The organism is Dyella ginsengisoli LA-4 (genome assembly GCF_000334915.1).
In the GTDB taxonomy this organism is placed as follows: Bacteria; Pseudomonadota; Gammaproteobacteria; order Xanthomonadales; family Rhodanobacteraceae; genus Dyella_A; species Dyella_A ginsengisoli_A.
Window position 1 is genome coordinate 1 of the sequence record NZ_AMSF01000033.1, and the last position, 20,050, is coordinate 20,050.

Consider the following 20,050-nt stretch of genomic DNA (forward strand, 5'->3'; position numbering starts at 1 on the left):
GGGGGGGAGGGAGTCGCAGCGCGCTTCGCGATCACCATCGCCCCGCTGGAGCAGGGCTTCGCGCTCAGCAAACCCGCGATCACCGTGCTCACCGAGCGGGAACTGTTCGGCGAACGCGTACGCAGCGAGCGCAGGCGCCGCCGCGGCCAGGCGCGCGATCCGGACACCATCATCCGCGACCTCACCGAGCTCTCGATCGGCTCGCCCATCGTGCACGTCGACCACGGCGTGGGCCGCTACCAGGGTCTGGAGTCGATGGAGCTCGGCGGCATGGAAGGCGAGTTCCTGATCATCGAGTACGCCAAGGGCGACAAGCTGTACGTGCCGGTGGCCCAGCTCGGCCTGGTCAGCCGCTACTCCGGCACGGCGCCGGAGCTCGCGCCGCTGCACTCGCTGGGCGGCGACGCCTGGGAGCGCGCGCGCAGGAAGGCAGCCGAGAAGGTGCGCGACGTCGCCGCCGAGCTGCTGGCGATCTACGCCCAGCGCGAGGCACGCGGCGGCGAGTCGATGCCGGTGGACCGGCAGATGGTGGAGGAATTCGGCGCCAGCTTCCCGTTCGAGGAAACCCCGGACCAGGAGCAGGCCATCGAAGCCGTGCTCGGCGACCTCGCCGCACCGCGCGCGATGGACCGGGTGATCTGCGGCGACGTGGGTTTCGGCAAGACCGAGGTCGCGCTGCGCGCCGCCTTCGCCGCGGCCACCGCCGGCAAGCAGGTCGCCGTACTGGTGCCAACCACCCTGCTCGCCCAGCAGCACTACCGCAACTTCGCCGACCGCTTCGCCGACTGGCCGGTGAAGGTGGACGTGCTGTCGCGCTTCCGCTCGGCCAAGGACGTGAACGCGGCACTGAAGAAACTGGAGGCCGGCGAGATCGATGTGATCGTGGGCACTCACAAGCTGCTGCAGCCGGACATCAAGTTCAGGAACCTCGGCCTCGTCATCGTCGACGAGGAACAGCGCTTCGGCGTGCGGCAGAAAGAGCAGCTCAAGAAGCTGCGCGCCGAGGTGGACCTGTTGACCATGACCGCCACGCCGATCCCGCGCACGCTGAACATGGCGATGAGCGGCCTGCGCGACCTGTCGCTGATCACCACCCCGCCAGCGCACCGCATGGCGGTGCGCACCTTCGTCGCGGCGTGGGATCCGGCGACGATCCGCGAGGCGTTCCAGCGCGAGCTGTCGCGCGGCGGCCAGGTGTACTTCCTGCACAACGAGGTGGAATCGATCGAGCGCACCGCGCGCGAATTGCAGGAGCTGATCCCCGAGGCGCGCATCGGCATCGCCCACGGCCAGATGCCGGAGCGCGAGCTGGAGCAGGTGATGGCGGACTTCCATCGCCAGCGCTTCAACGTGCTGGTGTGCACCACGATCATCGAGACCGGCATCGACATCCCGACCGCCAACACCATCATCATCAACCGCGCCGACCGCTTCGGCCTGGCCCAGTTGCACCAGCTGCGCGGTCGCGTCGGCCGCTCGCACCATCGTGCCTACGCGTACCTGGTGGTGCCGGACCGCAAGGCGATGACGCCGGATGCGGAAAAGCGCCTGGAGGCGCTGGCCTCGCTGGAGGAACTGGGCGCCGGCTTCACCCTGGCCACCCACGACCTGGAGATCCGCGGCGCCGGCGAGCTGCTGGGCGACGAGCAGTCCGGCCAGATCCAGGAGATCGGCTTCGGCCTCTACACCGAACTGCTGGATCGCGCCGTGCGCGCGCTGAAGAGCGGCAAAGTGCCCGACTTCGACTTGAGCTCGGAGCACGAGACCGAGGTGGAGCTGCACCTGCCGGCATTGATCCCGGACGACTACCTGCCCGACGTGCACGCCCGCCTGACGCTGTACAAGCGCATCGCCAGCGCGCGCAGCGACGAGCACCTGCGCGACCTGCAGGTGGAGATGATCGACCGCTTCGGCCTGCTGCCCGAGCCGACGAAGAACCTGTTCGCGCTGGCCACGCTGAAGCTGATGGCCACGCCGCTGGGCATCCGCAAGCTGGACTTCGGCCCCAACGGCGGGCGCATCCTGTTCCGCGAAAAACCCGAGGTGGATCCGCTGCTGATCATCAAGCTGATCCAGAGCCTGCCGCGGGTCTACAAGCTGGAAGGCCAGGACAAGCTCAAGGTCGTGCTCGACCTGCCCGGCGCGACCGAACGCATCCGCAGCGCGCAGGAGGTGCTGATCATGCTGGGCGCGCGCCGGCCGGCCTGAGGACTCAGGCGCCGAGCGCGTCGGCGATCGATCCGGCCAGGGCGGCGCCGCTCTGGAACGCGTTCTCGACGCGGGCGCCGAGGCACCAATCGCCACCGGCCCACAGCCCCGCCGCGGGATCGGCAAGGAACGGCTGGCCCAGCGGCCGGGTGGTCATCGCATAGCGCCAGCGGTGGGCCTGCGCCGCGATCGGCGGCGGTGGCGGCGCGCCGAACCGCTCAGCCAGCGCGGACAGCAGCCACTGCACCACCGCCTCCGGCACGCACTCGAGATACTCCCGGCTCCAGGCGGGCGAGGCATGCACGACCCAGCGGTCGATGCCGTCGTCCCCGCCGAGCCGGCTCGACTGCCGCGCGAGCCACGCCACCGGGCCGCCGTCCTCCACACGCCCGGCGTCGAACGGCAGCTCCCAGGGCGTGTCGAAGGCGAGCATCAGTGCCCAGCAAGGCGCGATCTCCACCACGTCGAGCGCTCCCGCCAGCGCCGATCCGGCGCGCTCGAGCAGAATCCGGGCCTGCGGCGCAGGTGCAGTGATGGCCACCGCATCAAACCCGTCGACGTATTCACCATCGTCCAGCGCGAGCCGCCAGCGCCCGTCGTGGCGCGACAGCCCGGTGACCGTCGCCTGCAGCCGCACATCGAGCGAGTCCGCCAGCGGGTCGACCAGCGGACGCATGCCCTCGGTACCGATCCACCACGGATGCGTGGGCGCCTCGCTGCCGGGCGGCAGCCGCGGTGCCCAGGGCCGCGCCGCGCCCGCCTGCGCCAGAGCCTGCAGTTCGGCGGCGAAGCGCGGCTCGCGGGCGGTGACGAACTGCGCGCCGTGGTCGAAGCGGTGACCCTGTTCGGTGCGACGCGTCGCCATCCGCCCGCCCAGCCCCCGGCTCTTCTCCAGCACCACTGGCCCAAGGCCGCGGCGATGCAGAGCGCGGGCGCAGGCCAGGCCGGCCATGCCGGCGCCGACGACGGCGATGCGCGGGGACGGGGAAACGGTCATGCGGGGGAGCTCCAGCGGGGAAGCGGCGCGGCGCCGGGTCGGGCGGTTCCGGTCGGAAGCCTGCCCTACGCCCCGGCTCCCCGCATACGCACGACATCCCGCAGGTGATGCGCGCGGCGATGTCTCAGGCGCGCACCAGGTACTGCACGCTGAACATCCGCTCGGGATCCAGCCAGACCTCGCGCACCGCCAGCCCGGCGCGATGAGCGAGCGCGGCGAAATCCTCCAGCGAGTACTTGCAGCTGTACTCGACCTGCATCGCCTCGTTCTCGCGGAAGCGCACTTGCTGCCGCCCCACGCGCACCACCTGATCCTCGCTGCTGAGGATGCATGTCTCGATGCGACCGGCCATCGGGTTGTAGCGCGCACGATGCCGGAACCGGCGCAGGTCGAAGTCGCTGCCGATTGCGCGATTGACGTGGGCGAGCATGTTCAGGGTGAACTCGGCGGTGACGCCGGCCGCATCGTTGTAGGCAGCCTCCAGCAGCGCCGTGTCCTTTTTCAGGTCGACACCGATCAGGATGCCGCCGCTCTCGCCCATTTCCGCACGCATCTTGCGCAGCAGCACGGCGGCATCGGCCGCCTCGAAATTGCCGATGGTGGACCCGGGGAAATAGATCACCGTCCGGCGCGTGGCCCGAGGGGCGATCGGCAGGCGCAGCGCGCGGGTGAAGTCCGCGCAAAGCGGCTGCATGGCAACGTCGGGGAAGCGTTCGCCAAGGCGCTGCACGCTCTGTCGCAGCGGCTCCGGGGAAATTTCCACCGGCACGTAGGCCACCGGCGAGACCAGGTGTTCCAGCAGCAGGTCGGTCTTGATCGCGTGGCCGCTGCCGTATTCCACCAGCCTCACGTCCGGCCCGAGTGCGGCAGCGATCTCTGCGCCGTGCGCACGCATGAGCGCGATCTCGCAGCGGGTGAGGTAATACTCCGGCTGTTCGCAGATCGCCACGAACAGCTCCGAGCCGCGTTCGTCGTAGAACAGCCAGGACGGCAGCCGCTTCGGTCTGGCGGCCAGGCCGCGCTGCACCACTTCGAGAATGAAATTGTCGGGGGGGCGACGATCGTCGTCGCGCAGCCAGGTGGCCTGGAGTGTGCTGCTCATAAGTCCTTTCCGAGTCGGATTCCTGCGAACTGCCAGCGGGCATGGGGAGGGAAGAAGTTGCGATAGCTTGCGCGCACGTGGTCGCACGGCGTGACACAGCTGCCCCCACGCAACACCCACTGCCCGTTCATGAACTTGCCGTTGTATTCGCCCAGCGACCCCGGCAACGGCCGGAAACCGGGGTAGCTGACATAGGGCGAGGCGGTCCACTCCCAGACGTCGCCGAACATCTGGCGCAGCCCTTCGCCCGGGGTGGCGGCGTGCGGATGAAGGCGCGCCTGCTCCTGCAGGTTGCCCTGCACCGGCAGCACGGCGGCCGCAGCCTCCCATTCGGCCTCGGTCGGAAGGCGCGCCTCGGCCCAGCGTGCGAACGCGTCGGCCTCGAAGTAGCTCAGGTGGCACACCGGGGCTTCGGGATCCAGCGGCTGCACGCCGCCGAGGGTGAATTCGTTGGCCAGGTCGTCCTCCCAGTAGAGCGGGCGCTGCCAGCCCTCGGCCTGCACCGTGGCCCAACCGTCGGACAGCCAGAGCCCCGGCTCGCGGTAGCCTCCATCGTGGACGAAGGCGAGGTACTCCGCGTTGGTGACCAGCCGGTTGGCCAGCGCGTGCGGCTGCAGCAGCGCGCGATGGCGGGGCGTCTCGTTGTCGAAGGTGAAGCCGCCCCCCTCATGGCCGAGGTCGACGATGCCTTCGTCACCAGCGAGAAAACGCAGGGGCACGGGTCGCGACGGCCCCGTGGTCCACCCCTCCACCCGGTAGGCCGGCCGCAGCGGATTGCACCACAACGCGTGCTTGATGTCGGTGAGCAGGAGTTCCTGGTGCTGCTGTTCGTGGTTCAAGCCGAGCTCCACCAGCATGGCGAGGTCCGGATCGTCGCCGGCCTCCAGCCATTCGCCGACGGCATCGTCGACGTAACGCCGGTAATCCAGCACTTCGGCCAGCGATGGTCGTGACAGCAGGCCACGGCGCGGCCGGGCGTGCATCGGCCCGACCGACTGGTAATACGAATTGAACAGCACCATCCAACCGGGATGACGCGTCACGTAGCCGGGACGCCGCGACAGCACGAACTGTTCGAAGAACCAGGTGGTATGCGCGAGGTGCCACTTGCCCGGACTGGCGTCGGGCATCGACTGCACCATCATGTCCTCGGGCGACAGCGGCGAGGCCAGCGCCACCGTGACCTGGCGGATGCGGTCGAAGCGCGTGCGAAGGGACGTGTCGGCGACCAGGCCCGGCACCTTCATGGCACGCACCGGAGGCCGAGAGCATATGAACGGGAACGACGGCCGAAGCGCGGGAGCATGCAGAATGCCGTGCAGGGAACCGAGGTCGGATTGTCCTGCACGGGACGTTCAGATCCTGTGATCCGCGGATGGCCGATAGTGGACACGCGCATGCATTCCGTGTTGCATGCCTCACCGTATTCCCTGCCGATCGCGAGGTGCCCCCGTGAGAATGGCCATCATCCTTTCCGCCCTGGCGTTGGCGACGACCACCGGCGTTGCCGCGCAGAGCGCTTCGGCGCGTACACCGCTGCGGCCGATCAGCGAATGCATCCGCGTCGACCAGATCAACGAGTGGCACATCGTCGACGATCGCACCGCCACCGTACGCACCGGTCCCAGGCGCTATGTGGTCGGGCTACAGGCCCGGTGCCCGCGACTGGGGCAGCCGCCGGCCGGACTGATCTTCCACCCCAACCGCTCGAACCTCGCGCTGGGCATGTACCGGATCTGCGGCGAAGCGGGCGAGACGGTCAGCTCGTATCACCAGCCACGATGCGCGATCCAGTCGGTGCGGATCGTCGACAAGGCGGAATTCGACCGGCTTTCGGCAAAAGCGCGACGCAGCGGCAGTGCCGCCGACCAGCCCACCAGCAAGCCGTAGGACGCGCACGAAAAACGCCCGGCCATGGCCGGGCGTTTTCCTGGGTCGCATTCGGTCTTGCGGGACAGCGGATCAGTCGCCGTCGTAGCCGTCGTCACGCACGTAGCGGGTGTCGTACGGATCGCTGTAGACCACGGTGCGGGTGACCACGCGGCGCTCGACCACCGGGCGATCCTCGTAGATCACCGTGGTGCGCGGGCGGGTATAGACCACCGGGGCATCGTAGTAGACCGGGCGCGGATTCACCGCCGCATCGATCAGACCGACCATCGCACCGGCGACCAGCGCACCGGCGATCCAGCGACCGCCCTCCCAGTGACCGCCGCGGTGATAGCCACCGTGATAGCCGCGGTAGTAACCGCCGTGGTAGCCGTGATAACCGCCACGGTAGCCGTGGCCCCAGCCGCCGTGACCCCAGCCGTGTGCGCTGGCGGCGAACGGCATGGCCAGCGCCGCGGCGATCATCACGCCGGCGGCCGCGAGTTTCTGTTTGCCAAGGATGCCAGTCATGCGAGCTACCTCCTTCGAATCCGGGAGCCATGCTCGGCTCGCGCCACTTAATCGCCACTGAAAATTCATCGGCGCTTGATTCTTGCGCTGTCCCACGGATTTTCGTTCGACGGGCCGTGCAGGCGCAGCAGCCAGCAGCCGTGGATGTCCGCCCGGCGGGCGAAATCGAACGGGATGCTGGGCGCGCTCCAGTCCTCGATGCTGAACCGCTCCTCCAGCGCCGCGCGATCCAGCGCGAAGCGGCGGAAATTGTTCGAGAACACGATCACGCCGTCGTGGGCCAGCCGGTCGCCGCAGGCTTCGAGCAGGGCGACGTGGTCGCGCTGCACGTCGAAATCCTCTGCGCGCTTGGAGTTGGAGAAGGTCGGCGGATCGACGTAGATCAATCCGTAGCGCTCGCGGTCGGCGCGCAGGAAGGTCATCGCATCGGCCTGCATCAGCCGGTGCCGCGTGCCGCTGAAGCCGTTCAGCGCCAGGTTGCGCGAGGCCCAGTCCAGATAAGTGGCCGACAGGTCCACGCTGGTGGTGTCCTGCGCCCCACCGGCCGCGGCGTAGGCGCTGGCCGTTGCGGTGTAGGCGAACAGGTTGAGGAAGCGTCGCCCCTGGGCCAGCTCGCGCAGCTTCGCCCGCACCAATCGGTGGTCGAGGAACAGGCCGGTGTCCAGGTAGTCGGTGAGGTTCACCAGGAAGTGCAGACCGCCCTCCTCCACTTCGACGAACTGCCCCTGCTGGTCGAAGTGGCCGTACTTGGAGCCGCCCTTGCCGCGCTCGCGGGTCTTCACCGCGACATGGTCGCGCGGCACCTCGAACACCTCGCCGGCCACGCGCACCAGCTCGCGCAGGCGGGTCTGCGCCACCGCCGCGGGCACCTCGGCCGGCGCGCGGTATTCCTGCACGTGCAGCCAGCGTTCGCCGCCCGCGTTGCCGTAGACGTCGATGGCCGCGGCGTATTCGGGCAGATCCTGGTCGTAGGCGCGCCAGCAGTGGATGCCTTCGCGCTCCAGCCGCTTGCGCAGGTGGCGGACGTTCTTCTCCAGCCGGTTCTTCACCATCTGCGCGCCGGGCGACAGCGGCTTCGGCTCGCGCGCCACCGTCTCGCGGGCGTGCAGCTCGAAGATCAGCAGCACCGTCTCCAGTGCGCCGTTGTAGAGCGTGTACTTCTTGTCCGCGCGCAGCGGCATGGCGCGCCCCAGCTCGGCGTCACCGGCCAGCACGGCGGCACGCCAACCGGCGAAGTGCGCGCGCAGGGTCTCGCCCAGCGCACGATACAGTTGCGGCATCTGCTCGCGCTGACCCAGCCGTTCGCCATACGGCGGATTGGTGATCACCAGGCCGCGCGCCACGCCGGGCGGCGGGGCCGCGTGGCTGGCATCGTGCCGGTCCAGCGTGAAGAAGCCGGCGACGCCGGCGGCCTGCGCGTTGCGCTTGGCGGTCTGCACCATCCGCGGGTCGGCATCGGCGCCGAAGAAGCAGGCGCGCAGCGCGCGCAGGCCGGCTTCGGCGCGCGTACGCGCCTCCTCGTGCAGACGCTTCCACAGCGCGATGTCGTGCTGCGCCCAGCCGAGGAAACCGAAGTATTCACGGTGCAGGCCCGGCGCAACGTCGGCGGCCATCCACGCGCCTTCGATCAGCAGCGTGCCCGAGCCGCACATCGGATCCAGCAGCGCGCCACCCTCGGCGTAGATCTGCGGCCAGCCACCGCGCAGCAGCATCGCCGCGGCAAGGTTCTCCTTCAGCGGCGCCTCGCCCTGCATCTCGCGCCAGCCACGGCGGTGCAGCGGACTGCCGGACAGATCCAGCGACAGCGTCGCGCGGTCGCGGCGCAGGCGCACGTTGATCCGCACGTCCGGCTCGTCGGTGACCACGTCGGGGCGCTGGCCGGTGCGCTGGCGGAACTGGTCGACCATCGCGTCCTTCACCCGCTGGGCGAGGAACTGACTGTGGTTGAGCTTGCTCTGCGTGGTGTGCGCGTCCACCGCCAGGGTGGCCCGCTCGGACAGGTGCGCCGACCAGTCGACCGACTGCACGCCGGCGTACAGCGCCTCGTCGGTGGCCGCGTCGAACTCGGCCAGCGGCAGCAGCACGCGACTGGCCAGGCGCGACCACAGGCAGGCGCGGTAGGCGGTCTCCAGCGTGCCGGAGAAGCGCACGCCCGAGAGCGCCTCGTGCACGTCTTCGGCACCGAGCGCGACCAGTTCGTCTTTCAGCAGGTATTCCAGGCCCTTCGGGCAACTGGCGAAGAAGGCCGTCATGCGCGCGCCGCCAGGGACTCGAGGAACAGCCGGAACTGCCCGGCGATCGCGTCCACGCTCGCCGACAGGCGATGGTCGTCGTCGAGGACCAGCAGCGGCAGCTGCCGCCGTTCGGCAAAAGCGTATATGTCGTCCAGCGGGCAGAGCTCGTCGCGCCAGCCGTGGATCAGCACGGTGGGCACGTCGGGCGAGACATCGAAATCCACCTCGCAGCCGGGGATGGACTCGGGCGTGGCCATCAGGAACAGCCCGGCCACCGGTCGCTCGAGCGAGGCCAGCCCGGAGACGAAGGCGCCCATGCTGGAGCCGACCAGCACCGGCGGCATCGGCTGGGCCTGGATCGCCGCCTCCAGCCGCGCCAGGCGGGGGGCGACCGAGCCGGCCAGGCCGAGCGCGTCGTCCTCGCGATAGTCGGGACGCAGGGTGGACCAGCCCAGCGATTCGGCCAGCCGGGCCAGTGCACTGACCTTGGTGGCGTCGGGGCCGGATTCGGCACCGTGCGAGAGGATGATCGGGGGGCGCATGGCGGCGGCTCGGCGTGGCGGGTCGTTCATGATACCGCGGCACCGTGCGAGACTCCCGCGCATGCCCGTCACCGTCCACGACCATTTCCTGCCCTACGTCGACCGCCTTCAGGCGCGCCCGGCCGACGCCGTCACCCTCGTGGTGATCCACTGCACCGAGCTGCCCGACCTGGCGATGGCCCGCGAGTACGGCGAGCGCGTGCTGCACGCCAGCGGCACCGGCAACAGCGGCCACTACTACGTCGACCGCGACGGCCGCATCGAGCGCTACGTGCCCGGCACCCGCGTGGCGCACCACGTGCGCGGCTACAACCCGGCATCGATCGGCATCGAGCTGGTCAACACCGGGCGCTATCCGGACTGGTTCGACTCGCGCCACCAGGCGATGGACGAACCCTATCCGCCCGCGCAGATCGCGGCCCTCAAGGCGCTGCTGGCGCGGCTGCGCGACGAGTTTCCGGCGCTGCGGCAGATCGCCGGCCACGAGGATCTGGACATCGCCCGGGTGGCGGCCAGCGACGATCCCTCGCGGGAGGTGCCGCGCAAGCGCGACCCCGGTCCGCGGTTTCCGTGGGACGAGGTGCTGGCCGGCGCGGCGCTGGAGCGCATCCGCGCCTGAGCCCCCTACGGCGGGCGCTTCATCGGGAAGCGGTCCCGCGTGGTCGAGTACCACAGCCCGCCCATGCGCCCGACGAGGTCGAGCTTTTCGGGGTCGACATGACGCTCGTCGGCCATCACCGCATCGTCGATGTGGGCCAGCAGCACGCGCGCGAAGATCAGGAAGTGCCGCGGGCTCTCCGCCGGGTACGGCGTGATGCTCTCCACCTCGCACTCGAACGCCACCGGCGCCTGCACCAGCCGCGGCACGGCCACACGGGTGCCCGGCACCGTGGCGATGCCGAAACGTTCGATCTCGCTGACCTCGGGCGGCAGCGTGGCGGCGGTCTCGTTCATCACTGGCGCCAGCGCCGCATTGACCAGGTGGATCACCACCTGTCCGGTCTCGCGGGCATTGACCAGGGTGTCCTTCGGCCGGCCACCCGGATGGAGTCCGACGTTAACCATCAGCGTCGGCGGCTGGTCGCAGATCACCTGGAAAAAACTGAAGGGCGCCAGATTGGTGACCCCGGCGGAGGAGACACTGGCGACCCAGGCGATCGGTCGCGGCGTGACGGTGGCGGTGAGCCAGCGATAGGCCTCGTCGGCACTCATGCCGGCCAGATCCAGTTGCATCGTCGGGGTGTCCTTCGCGGGGCGCTGGCGCGCAGTCTAGCGTCCGTGACCGGTATCGCCGCGCCGTTCCGGGCCGGATGGGACATCCCGCCACACGGCGAAAGCCCCCTTGCACGCGTCACTTTCGCCGTCCGGCCGGGACGGGCGGCCGTGCAGGCGAGCCGGAACGCGTGGCGCAGGATCAGGCGAAAGCGTCGAGCAGGCCCACGGCACTGATCGTCGCCGGCGCGGCGCTCACCTCGCCGATGGCCGCGTCGGTCGAGTCACCGGCGCGACCCGGAGAGGATGACTGCCGGCCGCCATCGCCTCCGCCGGCCGACTGCTGGCCGACGTGCGCCTGCCCCAGCGAAAGGCCCTGCTGGGCAAGCAGCGTGTCCAGCTGCGGAAGGGTCTGCTGCAGTGCGTGCACGGTCGCCGGGTGCTGTGCGGCAAAGGTCACATCGACCTGTCCGTTGTGCTGAACATTCACTTTCACGTCCAGCGAGCCGAGCTCCTCGGGATGCAGCTTGATCCGCGCCTGCTTGATGTCCTGCCCACCGAGCCAGGCCACCTGCTGGCCGAGCTGCTGGGTGAAGTCGGCAGTGCCGACCTGGCTGGCAATGGCGAGCGCATGCGGTGCCGCTGCCAGCGGCGCGGGGGCGACCTGCGCGCCCGCCTGCATCAGGCCCGCCAGTGCATCGATGGTCGCCTTCTCGTCCTGTCGCGCCGCGGCCTTGGGCAGCCCGGAGGCGAACAGGTCGTTGAAGGAGGCCAGCCCCTGGATGGGCTGTCCGGCGCCATTCGCTGCCGGGCTGGCGTCGGACGAGGCCGTGCCGTCGGTGGTCGTGGCCACGGCCGGGTCGACGCTGCCTGAGGCGGACGCATCGGTGGCGGGCGAACCGCCGAGCGATGCCTTGAGAATGCTCGCCGCCATCACCTTGGCGGCGCCGCCGGTGACGGCCGAAGCATTGGCCGGCATGGCCTGCCCCAGCAACGCGAGCATGGCACCGGCCACCGAAGCGGCCCCGGTGGCCGACGCATCGTCGTCGGGTGCCGCCGTCTTGTCTGTCGATGCATCGGAGGCATCGACACCCTCGTCGGAGGCAACCTTGGACTTGATCCCGCCAGCCAGCGATGCGGTGGCCGCCGCGTTGCCCTGGGCGGACTCGTCCGCCGCCGGATCTTTGCCGCCGGTGGCCGTCGACTGGCCGCCCGCATCCTTCGACGCCGACTTGCCGGCACCCGCATCGGTGCGGGTGGACGTCGCAGGCGCCGACCTGGCCTTATCCGCGCCGGACTGCTGCTGGCGCGCGGCGTCCAGGTGACTGTCGAAGACGCGGGCCGCGTCGCCGGAACCCGCACGGGACTCGCCGGCCGGGGCGACCGGGCTGGACGTGGCAACGGAAATCTTGGGAAGCGGTGCGGTGGCGGGCATGGTGACCTTGTCGGAAATTCGTCGCGGGCGACGTGTTACAGGCTGGGCAGCAAGGTTCGCGCCAACGGGCGCATGACGGTCAGCGCGCGAGCCCCGGCGGGCGCCGGTACTGCATGCGTTCGTCTACATCGGACTGTTCGCGCCGGTCCTCGGCCTTGCGCTCGGCCTCGCGGTAGCGGCTGACCACGCTGTCCAGCGCCTTCTCCCGGGCATGCGCCTCGCGCCAGTGGCCGCGCGCATGCTCCAGGTGACGCTGCTGGCGCTGCACTTCGGCCACCTGCTGGGCGATCGCCTGGTCGATGCGGTCGATGAACTGCTGCAGGTTGAGCAACGCCTGCACGCTGGTGCCGTTGGCCTGGGCCGAAGCGTAGTCGTGCCGGTAGCGCTTGAGCTCCTCCAGCTGGTGTTCGGCACGGGCCAGCTTCTGCTGCTGCTCGGCCAGCCGCTGCATGGCCTCGTCGCGACGGTCGTGCGCCAGGTCCACCGCCGGCTGCAGGCGGTCGGCACGCGACCTCATGCTTCACCCTCGCCGGTCAGCGCGCACAGCGCCTCGATGCCCTGGACAAGGGTCACCGGCTCGTCGACCTCCTGCTGCAGGAACGCGCGCAGCCGCGGCCACATCGCGATGGCATGGTCGACCTGCGGATCGGAACCCTTCTGGTAGGCACCCACCGCAATCAGGTCGCGCTGCTGGCGGTAGGCCGAATAGATCTGGCGGAAGCGCTGCGCCGAGCGCAGGTGCTCGCGGCGGACCACCGCCGGCATCACGCGGCTGATCGACGCCTCGATGTCGATCGCCGGGTAGTGACCGGCCTCGGCGAGGTCGCGCGAGAGCACGATGTGGCCGTCGAGGATCGCGCGGGCGGAATCGGCGATCGGGTCGTGGCGGTAGTCGTCGCCCTCGGTGAGCACGGTGTAGAAGGCGGTGATCGAACCGCGGCCCTCGGCATCGTTGCCGGCACGTTCGACCAGCGCCGGCAGCATCGCGAACACCGACGGCGGATAACCCTTGGTCGCCGGCGGCTCGCCGATCGCCAGCGCGATCTCGCGCTGCGCCTGGGCGTAGCGGGTCAGCGAATCCATCAGCAGCAGCACGCGCAGGCCGCGGTCGCGGAACCATTCGGCGATCGCGGTGGCGTACTGCGCGCCGCGCAGGCGCTTGAGCGGCGGTGCGTCGGCCGGCGCGGCGACGATCACCGCGCGGCGACGCCCCTCCACGCCCAGCGTGTGGTCGACGAATTCCTTCACCTCGCGGCCGCGCTCGCCGATCAGCCCGACCACCACCACATCGGCATCGGTGTACTTGGTCATCATGCCGAGCAGCGTCGACTTGCCGACGCCGGAGCCGGCGAACAGACCCAGCCGCTGGCCGCGGCCGACGGTGAGCAGCGCGTTGATCGCACGCACGCCGGTATCCAGGCGGGTGTCGATCGGCTTGCGCTCCATCGGGTTGATCGGCTCGGCCTTGAGCGAGGCCTGCTCGTCGGTGTCCAGCGGCCCCATGCCGTCCAGCGGCAGGCCGTCGGCGCCGACCACACGGCCGAGCAGGCCCTGTCCCACCGGCAGACCACCGGCATGTGCGCAGGGACGAACCCGCGCGTTCGGCAGCACGCCGTGCATCTCGCCCACCGGCATCAGCAGCAGCCGTTCGTCGGCGAAGCCCACCACCTCGGTGTCGAGCTGGTCGCCGTCGGCCGAATCCACCAGACAACGCGAACCGAGCGCCGCTTCGCAGCCCTCCGCCTCGAGCGTCAGGCCGACCACGCGGCGCAGCCGGCCTTCCACGGTCAGGGTGTGCGCCAGCTCGGCGCGGCGGGCGCGGCGGGCGAGCCGTTCGCGCCAGTGTTCGCCGCGCCGGGCCAGCAGATCCGCGCTCACCGCGAACTCCCGTCACGAAGTGGCCGACGACGGGCCTGGACCGAAGGGAAATCGCGCCGCAGGTGGGCACCCGTGGGACGGGGGGATCGCTTGGGCCAACCAGCCATGCCGTCGGGGGAGGTAGACGGGGCGGTCGGCTTCACGGGGGCCCACCAGCGGCGCGAAACGGAGAGGCCGCGGCAGCAACGCCGCCACAGCCTGCGAAGCAGGATCAGACGCAGGAAAACCGTCACCCGGCCAGTCTCCTGCGGGTAGCCGGAGCGGGCATCGCGACGGGCGATGCGGGCAGCCAGGCGGGGATCGCCGGGCAGGTCGGCCAGCGCCACCCAGCCGGCCTGCGGCTGCGCGGCGCCGTACATCGCGCGATGTCTCGGGGTGGCCGGATGGGCGGCCATCGAGACGACCGTGCCAGCGTGCGCGGGACGGCTCATGCCGTCACCTCGTCGCCGCCATCGTCGTCCGAGTCGATGCCCAGCACCGCGTCGACGATGGCGGCCAGGCGCGTGTCGACGCGGGCATCCAGTCGCGAGCGCTCGCTCTCGAGCGCGCAGTCGCCCCGCGACAGCGCCGGATCGGGCAGCAGTTGCCAATGCTCCTCGGCCACCTGGTGCTCACGCAGCACCGCCAGGTCGTCCGGATGCACGCGCACGCGCACCTCACGGGCCGCGGACGGCAGCGCCCGCGCGGCCTGCTGCACGGCCTGCACGATCAGTGCCGGCGAGGTGGCCAATTCGTGCGCGATCACCCGACGGGCGATCACCGTGGCCAGTCGCGCCAGCTCCTGCTCGGTTGCCTCGTCGAGCGCTTCCAGCGGACGCGCAGCGGCATCCAGCAGCATCTCGAACTGCCGCACCATGGCTTCCCGTTCGCGCTTCGCGTCGGCCAGGCCCTCGGCACGACCGGCGGCATAGCCTTCTTCGCGCGCCTGGCGTTCGAGCGCTTCCAGTTCGGCGACGGTCGGCGGACCGCCTTCCTCCGACACGGCCTCGACGGCCAGGCGATCCACGACCGGCGGCAGCTCCCAGCGCTGGAACCCGCCGACCGCGTCGCGGATGATCTGAGCGGCCATCAGACGAAGTCATCCCCGCCGGCGGACAGCGTGAGCTGACCGGCATCGGCCAGGCGACGGGCGATCATCAGCACTTCCTTCTGCGCCGCGTCGACTTCGCTCACGCGCACCGGACCGGACACTTCCAGGTCGTCGCGCAGCATGTCGGCGGCACGCTTGGACATGTTCGCGAAAATCTTCTCGCGGATGGCCGGCTCGGCGCCCTTCAACGCCACAGTCAGGCGCGCCGAAGGCACTTCGCGCAGCAGCGTCTGCATGCTGCGGTCGTCCAGCTCGGCGAGGTCGTCGAAGACGAACATCAGCTCCTCGATCTTGCCGCCCAGGCCGGCATCCTGCGTGCGGATCGCCGACATCAGTTCGGCCTCGCGACTGGACTCCATCGAGTTGAGGATGTCCGCGGCCGCCTTCAGGCCACCCACGCTGGCCGACTTGAGCTTGTTGGAGCTGCCGGAGAACTGACGCTCCATGATCTCGTCCAGCTCGTTCAGCGCATGCGGCTGCACGCCGTCGAGCGTGGCGATGCGCATGATCGCGTCCGAGCGCGTGCGCGGCGGCAGGTAGCCGAGCACCTCGGCGGCCTGGTCCGGCTCCAGGTGGGCCAGCACCAGCGCGATGATCTGCGGATGCTCCAGGTTGATCAGTTCGGCGATCGCCCGGCTCTCCATCCACTTGAGCGACTCCAGGCCCTTGCTGGAGCGGCCGAGCAGGATGCGATCGATCAGGCCGCCGGCCTTGCTCTCGCCCAGGGCGTTGGTGAGGATCTTGCGGATGTAGTCCTCGGTGCCGACGCCCAGCGCGGTCTGGTGCCCGACATCCTCGTTGAGCCGGTTGAGTACGCCCTCGACTTCGTTGCGGCTGACGCTGGTGAGTCCGGCCATCGCCGAACCGACCGCCTGCACGTCGCGCGCGGACAGGTGCTTGAGCACCTCCGCGGCATCCTGCTCGCCCAGCGTGAGCAGCAGGATCGCGGCCTGGCGGGCGCCGTCGGAAACCTGCTCAGCCATTGTCGCCCACCCAGTTGCGGACGACCTGCGCCACCTGCTTGGGGTTCTCGCTCACCATGCGCTTGGCCATGTTGATCTTCTGCTCGTAGGCAATCGCCTGCCCGATGCGGGCCGGTTCATCCTCCGGAATATCGGCGACCTGCACGGAAACTTTCGGCATCGGCGAGGGCAATGCGTTGGCTTCTTCGACCGGGCGGGCGGGCCCACGGCTCAGGCCCTTGAGCAGCGGCCGCAGCAGCCCGAAAGCCACCAGCAGCGCGACCAGGATGCCGCCGCCCTGCTTGATCAGGTCGAGCATGCCCGGGCGCTGCCAGAACGACATCGTCGGCTCGCTGGTGTCGTCGGCGGCAGGGTCGCGATGGAATGCCTGGTTGACCACGCTGACCGTATCGCCACGGGCGGCATTGAAGCCGACCGCGTTCTTGGCCAGATCGGTCAGATGGGTCAGCTCCTGCGGCGTGAAAGGCTCGCTCTTGGCGTCCTTGCCGGTTCCAACGGTCTTGTTGTCGACCACCACCGCCACGCTCAGGCGCGCCAGGCGGCCGGCCGGATCGGTGACGTGGCTGATGGTGCGGTCCAGCTCGAAGTTGCGGGTCGCGCTGGAGGAGCTCTCGGTCGGCGTGGATGCGGTCGAACTGGTCGCGGCCGCACCGTTCGCACGCGCCTGCGGATTGGCCGCGGTGGGCTGCGCAGGGGTGTTCGGCGGCTGGTTGCTGAGCGCGCCCGGCACGCCGTTGTTCGCGCCCGCGTCAGTGCGCTGCTCGCTGCTGGTCTGCTCGCTGCGCAGCGCGGGATGATCGTGGTCGTAGGTTTCCGACGCCTTCTCGGTCTGGCTGAAGTCGAGATCGACGTAGACCTGCGCGCGCACCTTGCCGGGACCGACCAGCGGCGTCAGCAGCTCCTCGATGCGCTCGGCGTAGGTGTTCTCGATGCGGGTGGCCAGGCGCAGCCGAGTATCGCCCACCGACGCGGCGCTGTCCGGGGCGTCGCCGGTGAGCAGCTGCCCCTGCTGGTCGACCACGGACACCTGCTTGGGATCGAGATCGGGCACGCTGGAGGAGACCAGGTGCACGATCGCCGCCACCTGGCTGGCGTCGAGCTGGCGGCCCGGGAACAACGACACCAGCACCGAGGCGCTGGCCTGGTGGTTGTCGCGGATGAACGCCGACGGCTTGGGCAGCGCCAGGTGCACGCGCGCCGAGCGCACCGACTGCAGGTTGGCAATGGTGTTGCCCAGGTCGGTCTCCAGCATCTGCTGGTAGCGCGTGCGCTCGGCCAGGTCGCTCATGCCGAACGGCGAATCGGCGCCCGGGACGGTAGTGGCATTGGTGCTGCCCTGCGGCAGGCCCTGCCCGGCAAGGCGCAGGCGGATCGACGCCAGCTGCGACTGCGGAGCCATGATCGAAGCCCCGTCGGCGCTCAGCGTGTAGGGCGTATTGGTGGACTGCAGCGCCTGGGTGATCGCGGCGGCGTCCTTCTGGTCCAGCCCGGCGTACAGCAGGCCGTAGTTGGGCGAGCGCGACCACAGCACCACGGCCACGCCCATCGCCACGGCCAGCGCCACGCCGACCAGCAGCATCAGTTGGCGCGACGCCGGGCTGCGCGCGATGTCGCGCAGGTCCAGGCGCGCGGCGGGGCGATCGCCGTCGACCTTCGGTTCCGTGGGGGTCATGCCGCCGTCTGCCATGGGGGGTGCTCGCTATCGGGGGTGCGGGGTGGGGAGAGCCGCGCTCAGACCGGCATGTTCATGATGTCTTTGTAGGCGTCGACCAGTTTGTTGCGGACCTGGGTCATCGCGTTGAGCGAGAGGTCGGCCTTCTGGATCGCCACCATCGTGCGGGCGAGGTCGGCGCCCTTGTCGCCACGCTCGAACGCCGCCGCCATGCGGCCGGCCTCGGCCTGGCTGTCGCCGACCGCGGCGATCGACTGCCGCAGCACCGCGCCAAAGCCGCCACCGGGGATCGCCGCCGGCGACGTCGCCGGCATCGCGGTGGAGGAAAACGCCACCTCCGGCGAACGCACCTGCGTGGACATCTGGCGCATCTGGGAAAGCAGGTTGTTGACGTCGATCGTGCTCATGACGGATTTCCAACGCGTGACGGGTTCCAGTGCCGGTGTTGCACGATGCGTGCCATCCAGGCGTGGTGCTTGCGTCAGGCCGCCAGGCCGTTCTGCAGGCCGTACTTGCGCAGCTTCTCGACCAGGGTCGTGCGCTGCATGCGCAGCAGCTTGGCGGCATGCGCCACCACGCCACCGGTGGCATCCAGCGCCTGGCGGATCAGCCCGACCTCGATGTCGGCCAGGTAATCCTTCAGGTCGATGCCGCCCTCGGGCAGCAGTGCCGCGTCGTTGACCGCACGGGCGGCCTCGACCACCGGCGTGTCCATCACCTCGAGCAGGCGATGGCCGCTCGGCTCCTCCGCCACCGCCGTGCCGCGATAACGCTCGGGCAGCTCGCCGGCGCGGACTTCGGCACGCGGATACAGAATGGCCAGCCGCTCGACCAGATTGCACAGCTCGCGCACATTGCCCGGCCAGGGGTAGCCGCGCAGCGTCTGCAACGCACCGGCGGAGAACTTCACCGAACCCACGCCGCGGCGCTCCAGGCGCTGGTTGAACTCTTCGATCAGCACCGGCAGGTCCTCCAGCCGCTCGCGCAGGGCCGGCAGCTCCAGCGGGAACACGCTGAGGCGATAGAACAGGTCCTCGCGGAACTTGCCGTCGGTGATCGCCTGCTCCAGGTTGCGGTGGGTGGCGGCGATGATGCGCACGTCGCAGCGCTGGGTCTTGTTGCCGCCGACGCGCTCGAACACCCGCTCCTGCAGCACGCGCAGCAGCTTCACCTGCATCGGCAGGCTCATGTCGCCGATCTCGTCCAGGAACAGTGTGCCGCCCTCGGCCAGCTCGAAGCGGCCCTTGCGGGCGCTGATCGCGCCGGTGAAGGCGCCCTTCTCATGGCCGAACAGCTCGCTCTCCAGCAGCTCGGCCGGAATCGCGCCGCAGTTGATCGCGATGAACGGCTTGTCCTTGCGCGACGAGCAGTCGTGGATGGTGCGGGCGACCATTTCCTTGCCGGTACCGGACTCGCCCAGCACCAGCACGCTGGAATCGAACGGGGCGACCTGGCGGATCAGCGAATTGACGCGAGCCATCGCGCGGGATTCGCCGACGAAGCGCTGCTCGGCACGACGCATGCCCTGCAACGGTTTGCAGGCCTGGCGCACCGCCTCGGCAAACTGCTCGTAGCGCAGCGGGAAGCGGATCGCCACCACCCGGCCGGCGAATGCGGCGCTGGGCGAAAGCAGGCGCGAGGCGAGCGGCGCGTCGTCGGCCACCAGCACCACGGCCTGGCCGTCGCCGCCGAGCTGTTCGAGCTGCTGCTCCAGCAGGCATTCGTCCGTCACGTCGCCGACGTAGATGCCGCGAACGGCGCTGGCGACCGGCTGGTCGTCGACGCGCCGCGGATGGAACCCGAGGAACTGCAAGGCCGCCATGACAGAGTCTGACCGGGAAGGATTCGACTCGAAGACCAGGAAGTCCGTGTTGTCCATCGTGGTAACGCCTCTTGCTCGTGCTTCAGGGGGGAGCGGCGTGGGGTGGGGGAGCCGCTTTCAGTTTTCGGGGATGACGGTTTCCCGTCGTCCCCTGCCCGGAACAGGGAGCAAGAAGAAGGCCACGCATGCCGCTTTTCGCGGCAGATAAACGTCACCTGAAGCGACGTGTTTGGTCACCTCGCGTGAAGCGCCCGGAGCATCGTGTGAAGTCGATCACGAAACGCTCGCGTAACGCCCGCTCTGAAGCGTTTTCATGGCGGAGGACGGTGACCAAATGTGGCACGACGAGTTGCCGACGCCGCCAAAAAAATTTCGCGCCGACACCCCGGAGCGTGAATCGGATCACACTCGGCGGACGTCACCTGCAAACGGTTGCAGGTTTCCCGCATCGTGATGACCCTTTCGGTCCATCCCG

At 69.8% G+C, this 20,050-nt stretch carries 19 protein-coding genes; 3 read left to right on the plus strand and 16 right to left on the minus strand.

Annotated elements, in window-relative coordinates:
- The coding region (mfd, locus tag C693_RS0109145; RefSeq protein ID WP_017461963.1) for a transcription-repair coupling factor at nucleotides 1-2,208 on the plus strand (2,208 nt) is incomplete at its 5' end.
- Between the two features lie 4 nt (nucleotides 2,209-2,212).
- Here the strand turns inward: mfd and C693_RS0109150 are convergent.
- The 3 genes from C693_RS0109150 to egtB all read right to left on the minus strand — a co-directional run bounded on the left by C693_RS0109150 (nucleotide 2,213) and on the right by egtB (nucleotide 5,554).
- Complete coding sequence (locus tag C693_RS0109150; protein WP_017461964.1) at nucleotides 2,213-3,205, minus strand: NAD(P)/FAD-dependent oxidoreductase; 993 nt, start codon at nucleotides 3,203-3,205, stop codon at nucleotides 2,213-2,215.
- Nucleotides 3,206-3,329: 124 nt separating this feature from the next.
- The gene (gene egtD / locus C693_RS0109155; protein WP_017461965.1) at nucleotides 3,330-4,307 is read right to left on the minus strand and encodes an L-histidine N(alpha)-methyltransferase; all 978 of its coding nucleotides are present in this window, start codon (nucleotides 4,305-4,307) and stop codon (nucleotides 3,330-3,332) included.
- The gene (gene egtB / locus C693_RS0109160; protein ID WP_017461966.1) at nucleotides 4,304-5,554 is read right to left on the minus strand and encodes an ergothioneine biosynthesis protein EgtB; all 1,251 of its coding nucleotides are present in this window, start codon (nucleotides 5,552-5,554) and stop codon (nucleotides 4,304-4,306) included. The genes egtD and egtB overlap by 4 nt, the downstream gene beginning before the upstream one ends.
- A 211-nt stretch (nucleotides 5,555-5,765) precedes the next feature.
- On the opposite strand from egtB, the gene C693_RS0109165 reads away from it, so the two are divergent.
- A complete protein-coding gene (locus C693_RS0109165) occupies nucleotides 5,766-6,197 on the plus strand; it encodes a DUF6491 family protein (RefSeq protein ID WP_017461967.1) in 432 nt (143 codons plus the stop codon).
- A gap of 72 nt (nucleotides 6,198-6,269) precedes the next feature.
- Here C693_RS0109165 and C693_RS0109170 read toward each other — a convergent pair whose 3' ends face one another.
- From C693_RS0109170 to C693_RS0109180, 3 genes are all read right to left on the minus strand, one after another.
- Entirely contained in the window at nucleotides 6,270-6,707 is a 438-nt protein-coding gene (locus tag C693_RS0109170; protein ID WP_017461968.1) for a hypothetical protein, read from the minus strand.
- 65 nt (nucleotides 6,708-6,772) lie between these two features.
- Nucleotides 6,773-8,959: a bifunctional 23S rRNA (guanine(2069)-N(7))-methyltransferase RlmK/23S rRNA (guanine(2445)-N(2))-methyltransferase RlmL gene (rlmKL, locus tag C693_RS0109175; protein WP_017461969.1), complete on the minus strand. Its 2,187-nt coding sequence runs from the start codon at nucleotides 8,957-8,959 to the stop codon at nucleotides 6,773-6,775.
- A complete protein-coding gene (locus tag C693_RS0109180; RefSeq protein WP_026107301.1) occupies nucleotides 8,956-9,483 on the minus strand; it encodes an alpha/beta hydrolase in 528 nt (175 codons plus the stop codon). Before C693_RS0109180 ends, rlmKL begins: the two co-directional genes overlap by 4 nt.
- 61 nt (nucleotides 9,484-9,544) lie before the next feature.
- Here C693_RS0109180 and C693_RS0109185 point away from each other — a divergent pair, with 61 nt between their 5' ends.
- Nucleotides 9,545-10,102: an N-acetylmuramoyl-L-alanine amidase gene (locus tag C693_RS0109185; RefSeq protein ID WP_017461971.1), complete on the plus strand. Its 558-nt coding sequence runs from the start codon at nucleotides 9,545-9,547 to the stop codon at nucleotides 10,100-10,102.
- A 5-nt stretch (nucleotides 10,103-10,107) separates the two neighbouring features.
- Here C693_RS0109185 and C693_RS0109190 read toward each other — a convergent pair whose 3' ends face one another.
- From C693_RS0109190 to C693_RS0109230, 10 genes are all read right to left on the minus strand, one after another.
- Nucleotides 10,108-10,716: a flavin reductase family protein gene (locus tag C693_RS0109190; RefSeq protein ID WP_017461972.1), complete on the minus strand. Its 609-nt coding sequence runs from the start codon at nucleotides 10,714-10,716 to the stop codon at nucleotides 10,108-10,110.
- A 181-nt stretch (nucleotides 10,717-10,897) separates the two neighbouring features.
- Entirely contained in the window at nucleotides 10,898-12,130 is a 1,233-nt protein-coding gene (locus C693_RS0109195) for a flagellar hook-length control protein FliK (protein WP_017461973.1), read from the minus strand.
- 79 nt (nucleotides 12,131-12,209) lie between these two features.
- Entirely contained in the window at nucleotides 12,210-12,647 is a 438-nt protein-coding gene (gene fliJ / locus C693_RS0109200) for a flagellar export protein FliJ (RefSeq protein WP_017461974.1), read from the minus strand.
- Nucleotides 12,644-14,008: a flagellar protein export ATPase FliI gene (gene fliI / locus C693_RS0109205; RefSeq protein WP_017461975.1), complete on the minus strand. Its 1,365-nt coding sequence runs from the start codon at nucleotides 14,006-14,008 to the stop codon at nucleotides 12,644-12,646. The genes fliJ and fliI overlap by 4 nt, the downstream gene beginning before the upstream one ends.
- Entirely contained in the window at nucleotides 14,005-14,439 is a 435-nt protein-coding gene (locus C693_RS23625; protein ID WP_157798577.1) for a hypothetical protein, read from the minus strand. The genes fliI and C693_RS23625 overlap by 4 nt, the downstream gene beginning before the upstream one ends.
- Nucleotides 14,436-15,077: a flagellar assembly protein FliH gene (locus tag C693_RS0109210; RefSeq protein WP_017461976.1), complete on the minus strand. Its 642-nt coding sequence runs from the start codon at nucleotides 15,075-15,077 to the stop codon at nucleotides 14,436-14,438. The genes C693_RS23625 and C693_RS0109210 overlap by 4 nt, the downstream gene beginning before the upstream one ends.
- Nucleotides 15,077-16,081 (minus strand): flagellar motor switch protein FliG, encoded by a 1,005-nt coding sequence (gene fliG / locus C693_RS0109215; RefSeq protein WP_017461977.1) that lies wholly within the window; start codon nucleotides 16,079-16,081, stop codon nucleotides 15,077-15,079. Before fliG ends, C693_RS0109210 begins: the two co-directional genes overlap by 1 nt.
- The gene (gene fliF / locus C693_RS0109220) at nucleotides 16,074-17,768 is read right to left on the minus strand and encodes a flagellar basal-body MS-ring/collar protein FliF (RefSeq protein WP_017461978.1); all 1,695 of its coding nucleotides are present in this window, start codon (nucleotides 17,766-17,768) and stop codon (nucleotides 16,074-16,076) included. The genes fliG and fliF overlap by 8 nt, the downstream gene beginning before the upstream one ends.
- A 44-nt stretch (nucleotides 17,769-17,812) precedes the next feature.
- Complete coding sequence (gene fliE / locus C693_RS0109225; protein ID WP_017461979.1) at nucleotides 17,813-18,160, minus strand: flagellar hook-basal body complex protein FliE; 348 nt, start codon at nucleotides 18,158-18,160, stop codon at nucleotides 17,813-17,815.
- 74 nt (nucleotides 18,161-18,234) lie between these two features.
- The gene (locus C693_RS0109230) at nucleotides 18,235-19,632 is read right to left on the minus strand and encodes a sigma-54 dependent transcriptional regulator (protein WP_017461980.1); all 1,398 of its coding nucleotides are present in this window, start codon (nucleotides 19,630-19,632) and stop codon (nucleotides 18,235-18,237) included.
- Nucleotides 19,633-20,050 lie beyond the last annotated feature (418 nt).

Bases quoted from the DNA above. Each gene is read 5' to 3' on its own strand.
- C693_RS0109150 (WP_017461964.1), bottom strand. From the start codon at position 3,205: ATGACCGTTTCCCCGTCCCCGCGCATCGCCGTCGTCGGCGCCGGCATG.
- egtD (WP_017461965.1), bottom strand. From the start codon at position 4,307: ATGAGCAGCACACTCCAGGCCACCTGGCTGCGCGACGACGATCGTCGC.
- egtB (WP_017461966.1), bottom strand. From the start codon at position 5,554: ATGAAGGTGCCGGGCCTGGTCGCCGACACGTCCCTTCGCACGCGCTTC.
- C693_RS0109165 (WP_017461967.1), top strand. From the start codon at position 5,766: ATGGCCATCATCCTTTCCGCCCTGGCGTTGGCGACGACCACCGGCGTT.
- C693_RS0109170 (WP_017461968.1), bottom strand. From the start codon at position 6,707: ATGACTGGCATCCTTGGCAAACAGAAACTCGCGGCCGCCGGCGTGATG.
- rlmKL (WP_017461969.1), bottom strand. From the start codon at position 8,959: ATGACGGCCTTCTTCGCCAGTTGCCCGAAGGGCCTGGAATACCTGCTG.
- C693_RS0109180 (WP_026107301.1), bottom strand. From the start codon at position 9,483: ATGCGCCCCCCGATCATCCTCTCGCACGGTGCCGAATCCGGCCCCGAC.
- C693_RS0109185 (WP_017461971.1), top strand. From the start codon at position 9,545: ATGCCCGTCACCGTCCACGACCATTTCCTGCCCTACGTCGACCGCCTT.
- C693_RS0109190 (WP_017461972.1), bottom strand. From the start codon at position 10,716: ATGCAACTGGATCTGGCCGGCATGAGTGCCGACGAGGCCTATCGCTGG.
- C693_RS0109195 (WP_017461973.1), bottom strand. From the start codon at position 12,130: ATGCCCGCCACCGCACCGCTTCCCAAGATTTCCGTTGCCACGTCCAGC.
- fliJ (WP_017461974.1), bottom strand. From the start codon at position 12,647: ATGAGGTCGCGTGCCGACCGCCTGCAGCCGGCGGTGGACCTGGCGCAC.
- C693_RS23625 (WP_157798577.1), bottom strand. From the start codon at position 14,439: ATGAGCCGTCCCGCGCACGCTGGCACGGTCGTCTCGATGGCCGCCCAT.
- C693_RS0109210 (WP_017461976.1), bottom strand. From the start codon at position 15,077: ATGGCCGCTCAGATCATCCGCGACGCGGTCGGCGGGTTCCAGCGCTGG.
- fliG (WP_017461977.1), bottom strand. From the start codon at position 16,081: ATGGCTGAGCAGGTTTCCGACGGCGCCCGCCAGGCCGCGATCCTGCTG.
- fliF (WP_017461978.1), bottom strand. From the start codon at position 17,768: ATGGCAGACGGCGGCATGACCCCCACGGAACCGAAGGTCGACGGCGAT.
- fliE (WP_017461979.1), bottom strand. From the start codon at position 18,160: ATGAGCACGATCGACGTCAACAACCTGCTTTCCCAGATGCGCCAGATG.
- C693_RS0109230 (WP_017461980.1), bottom strand. From the start codon at position 19,632: ATGGACAACACGGACTTCCTGGTCTTCGAGTCGAATCCTTCCCGGTCA.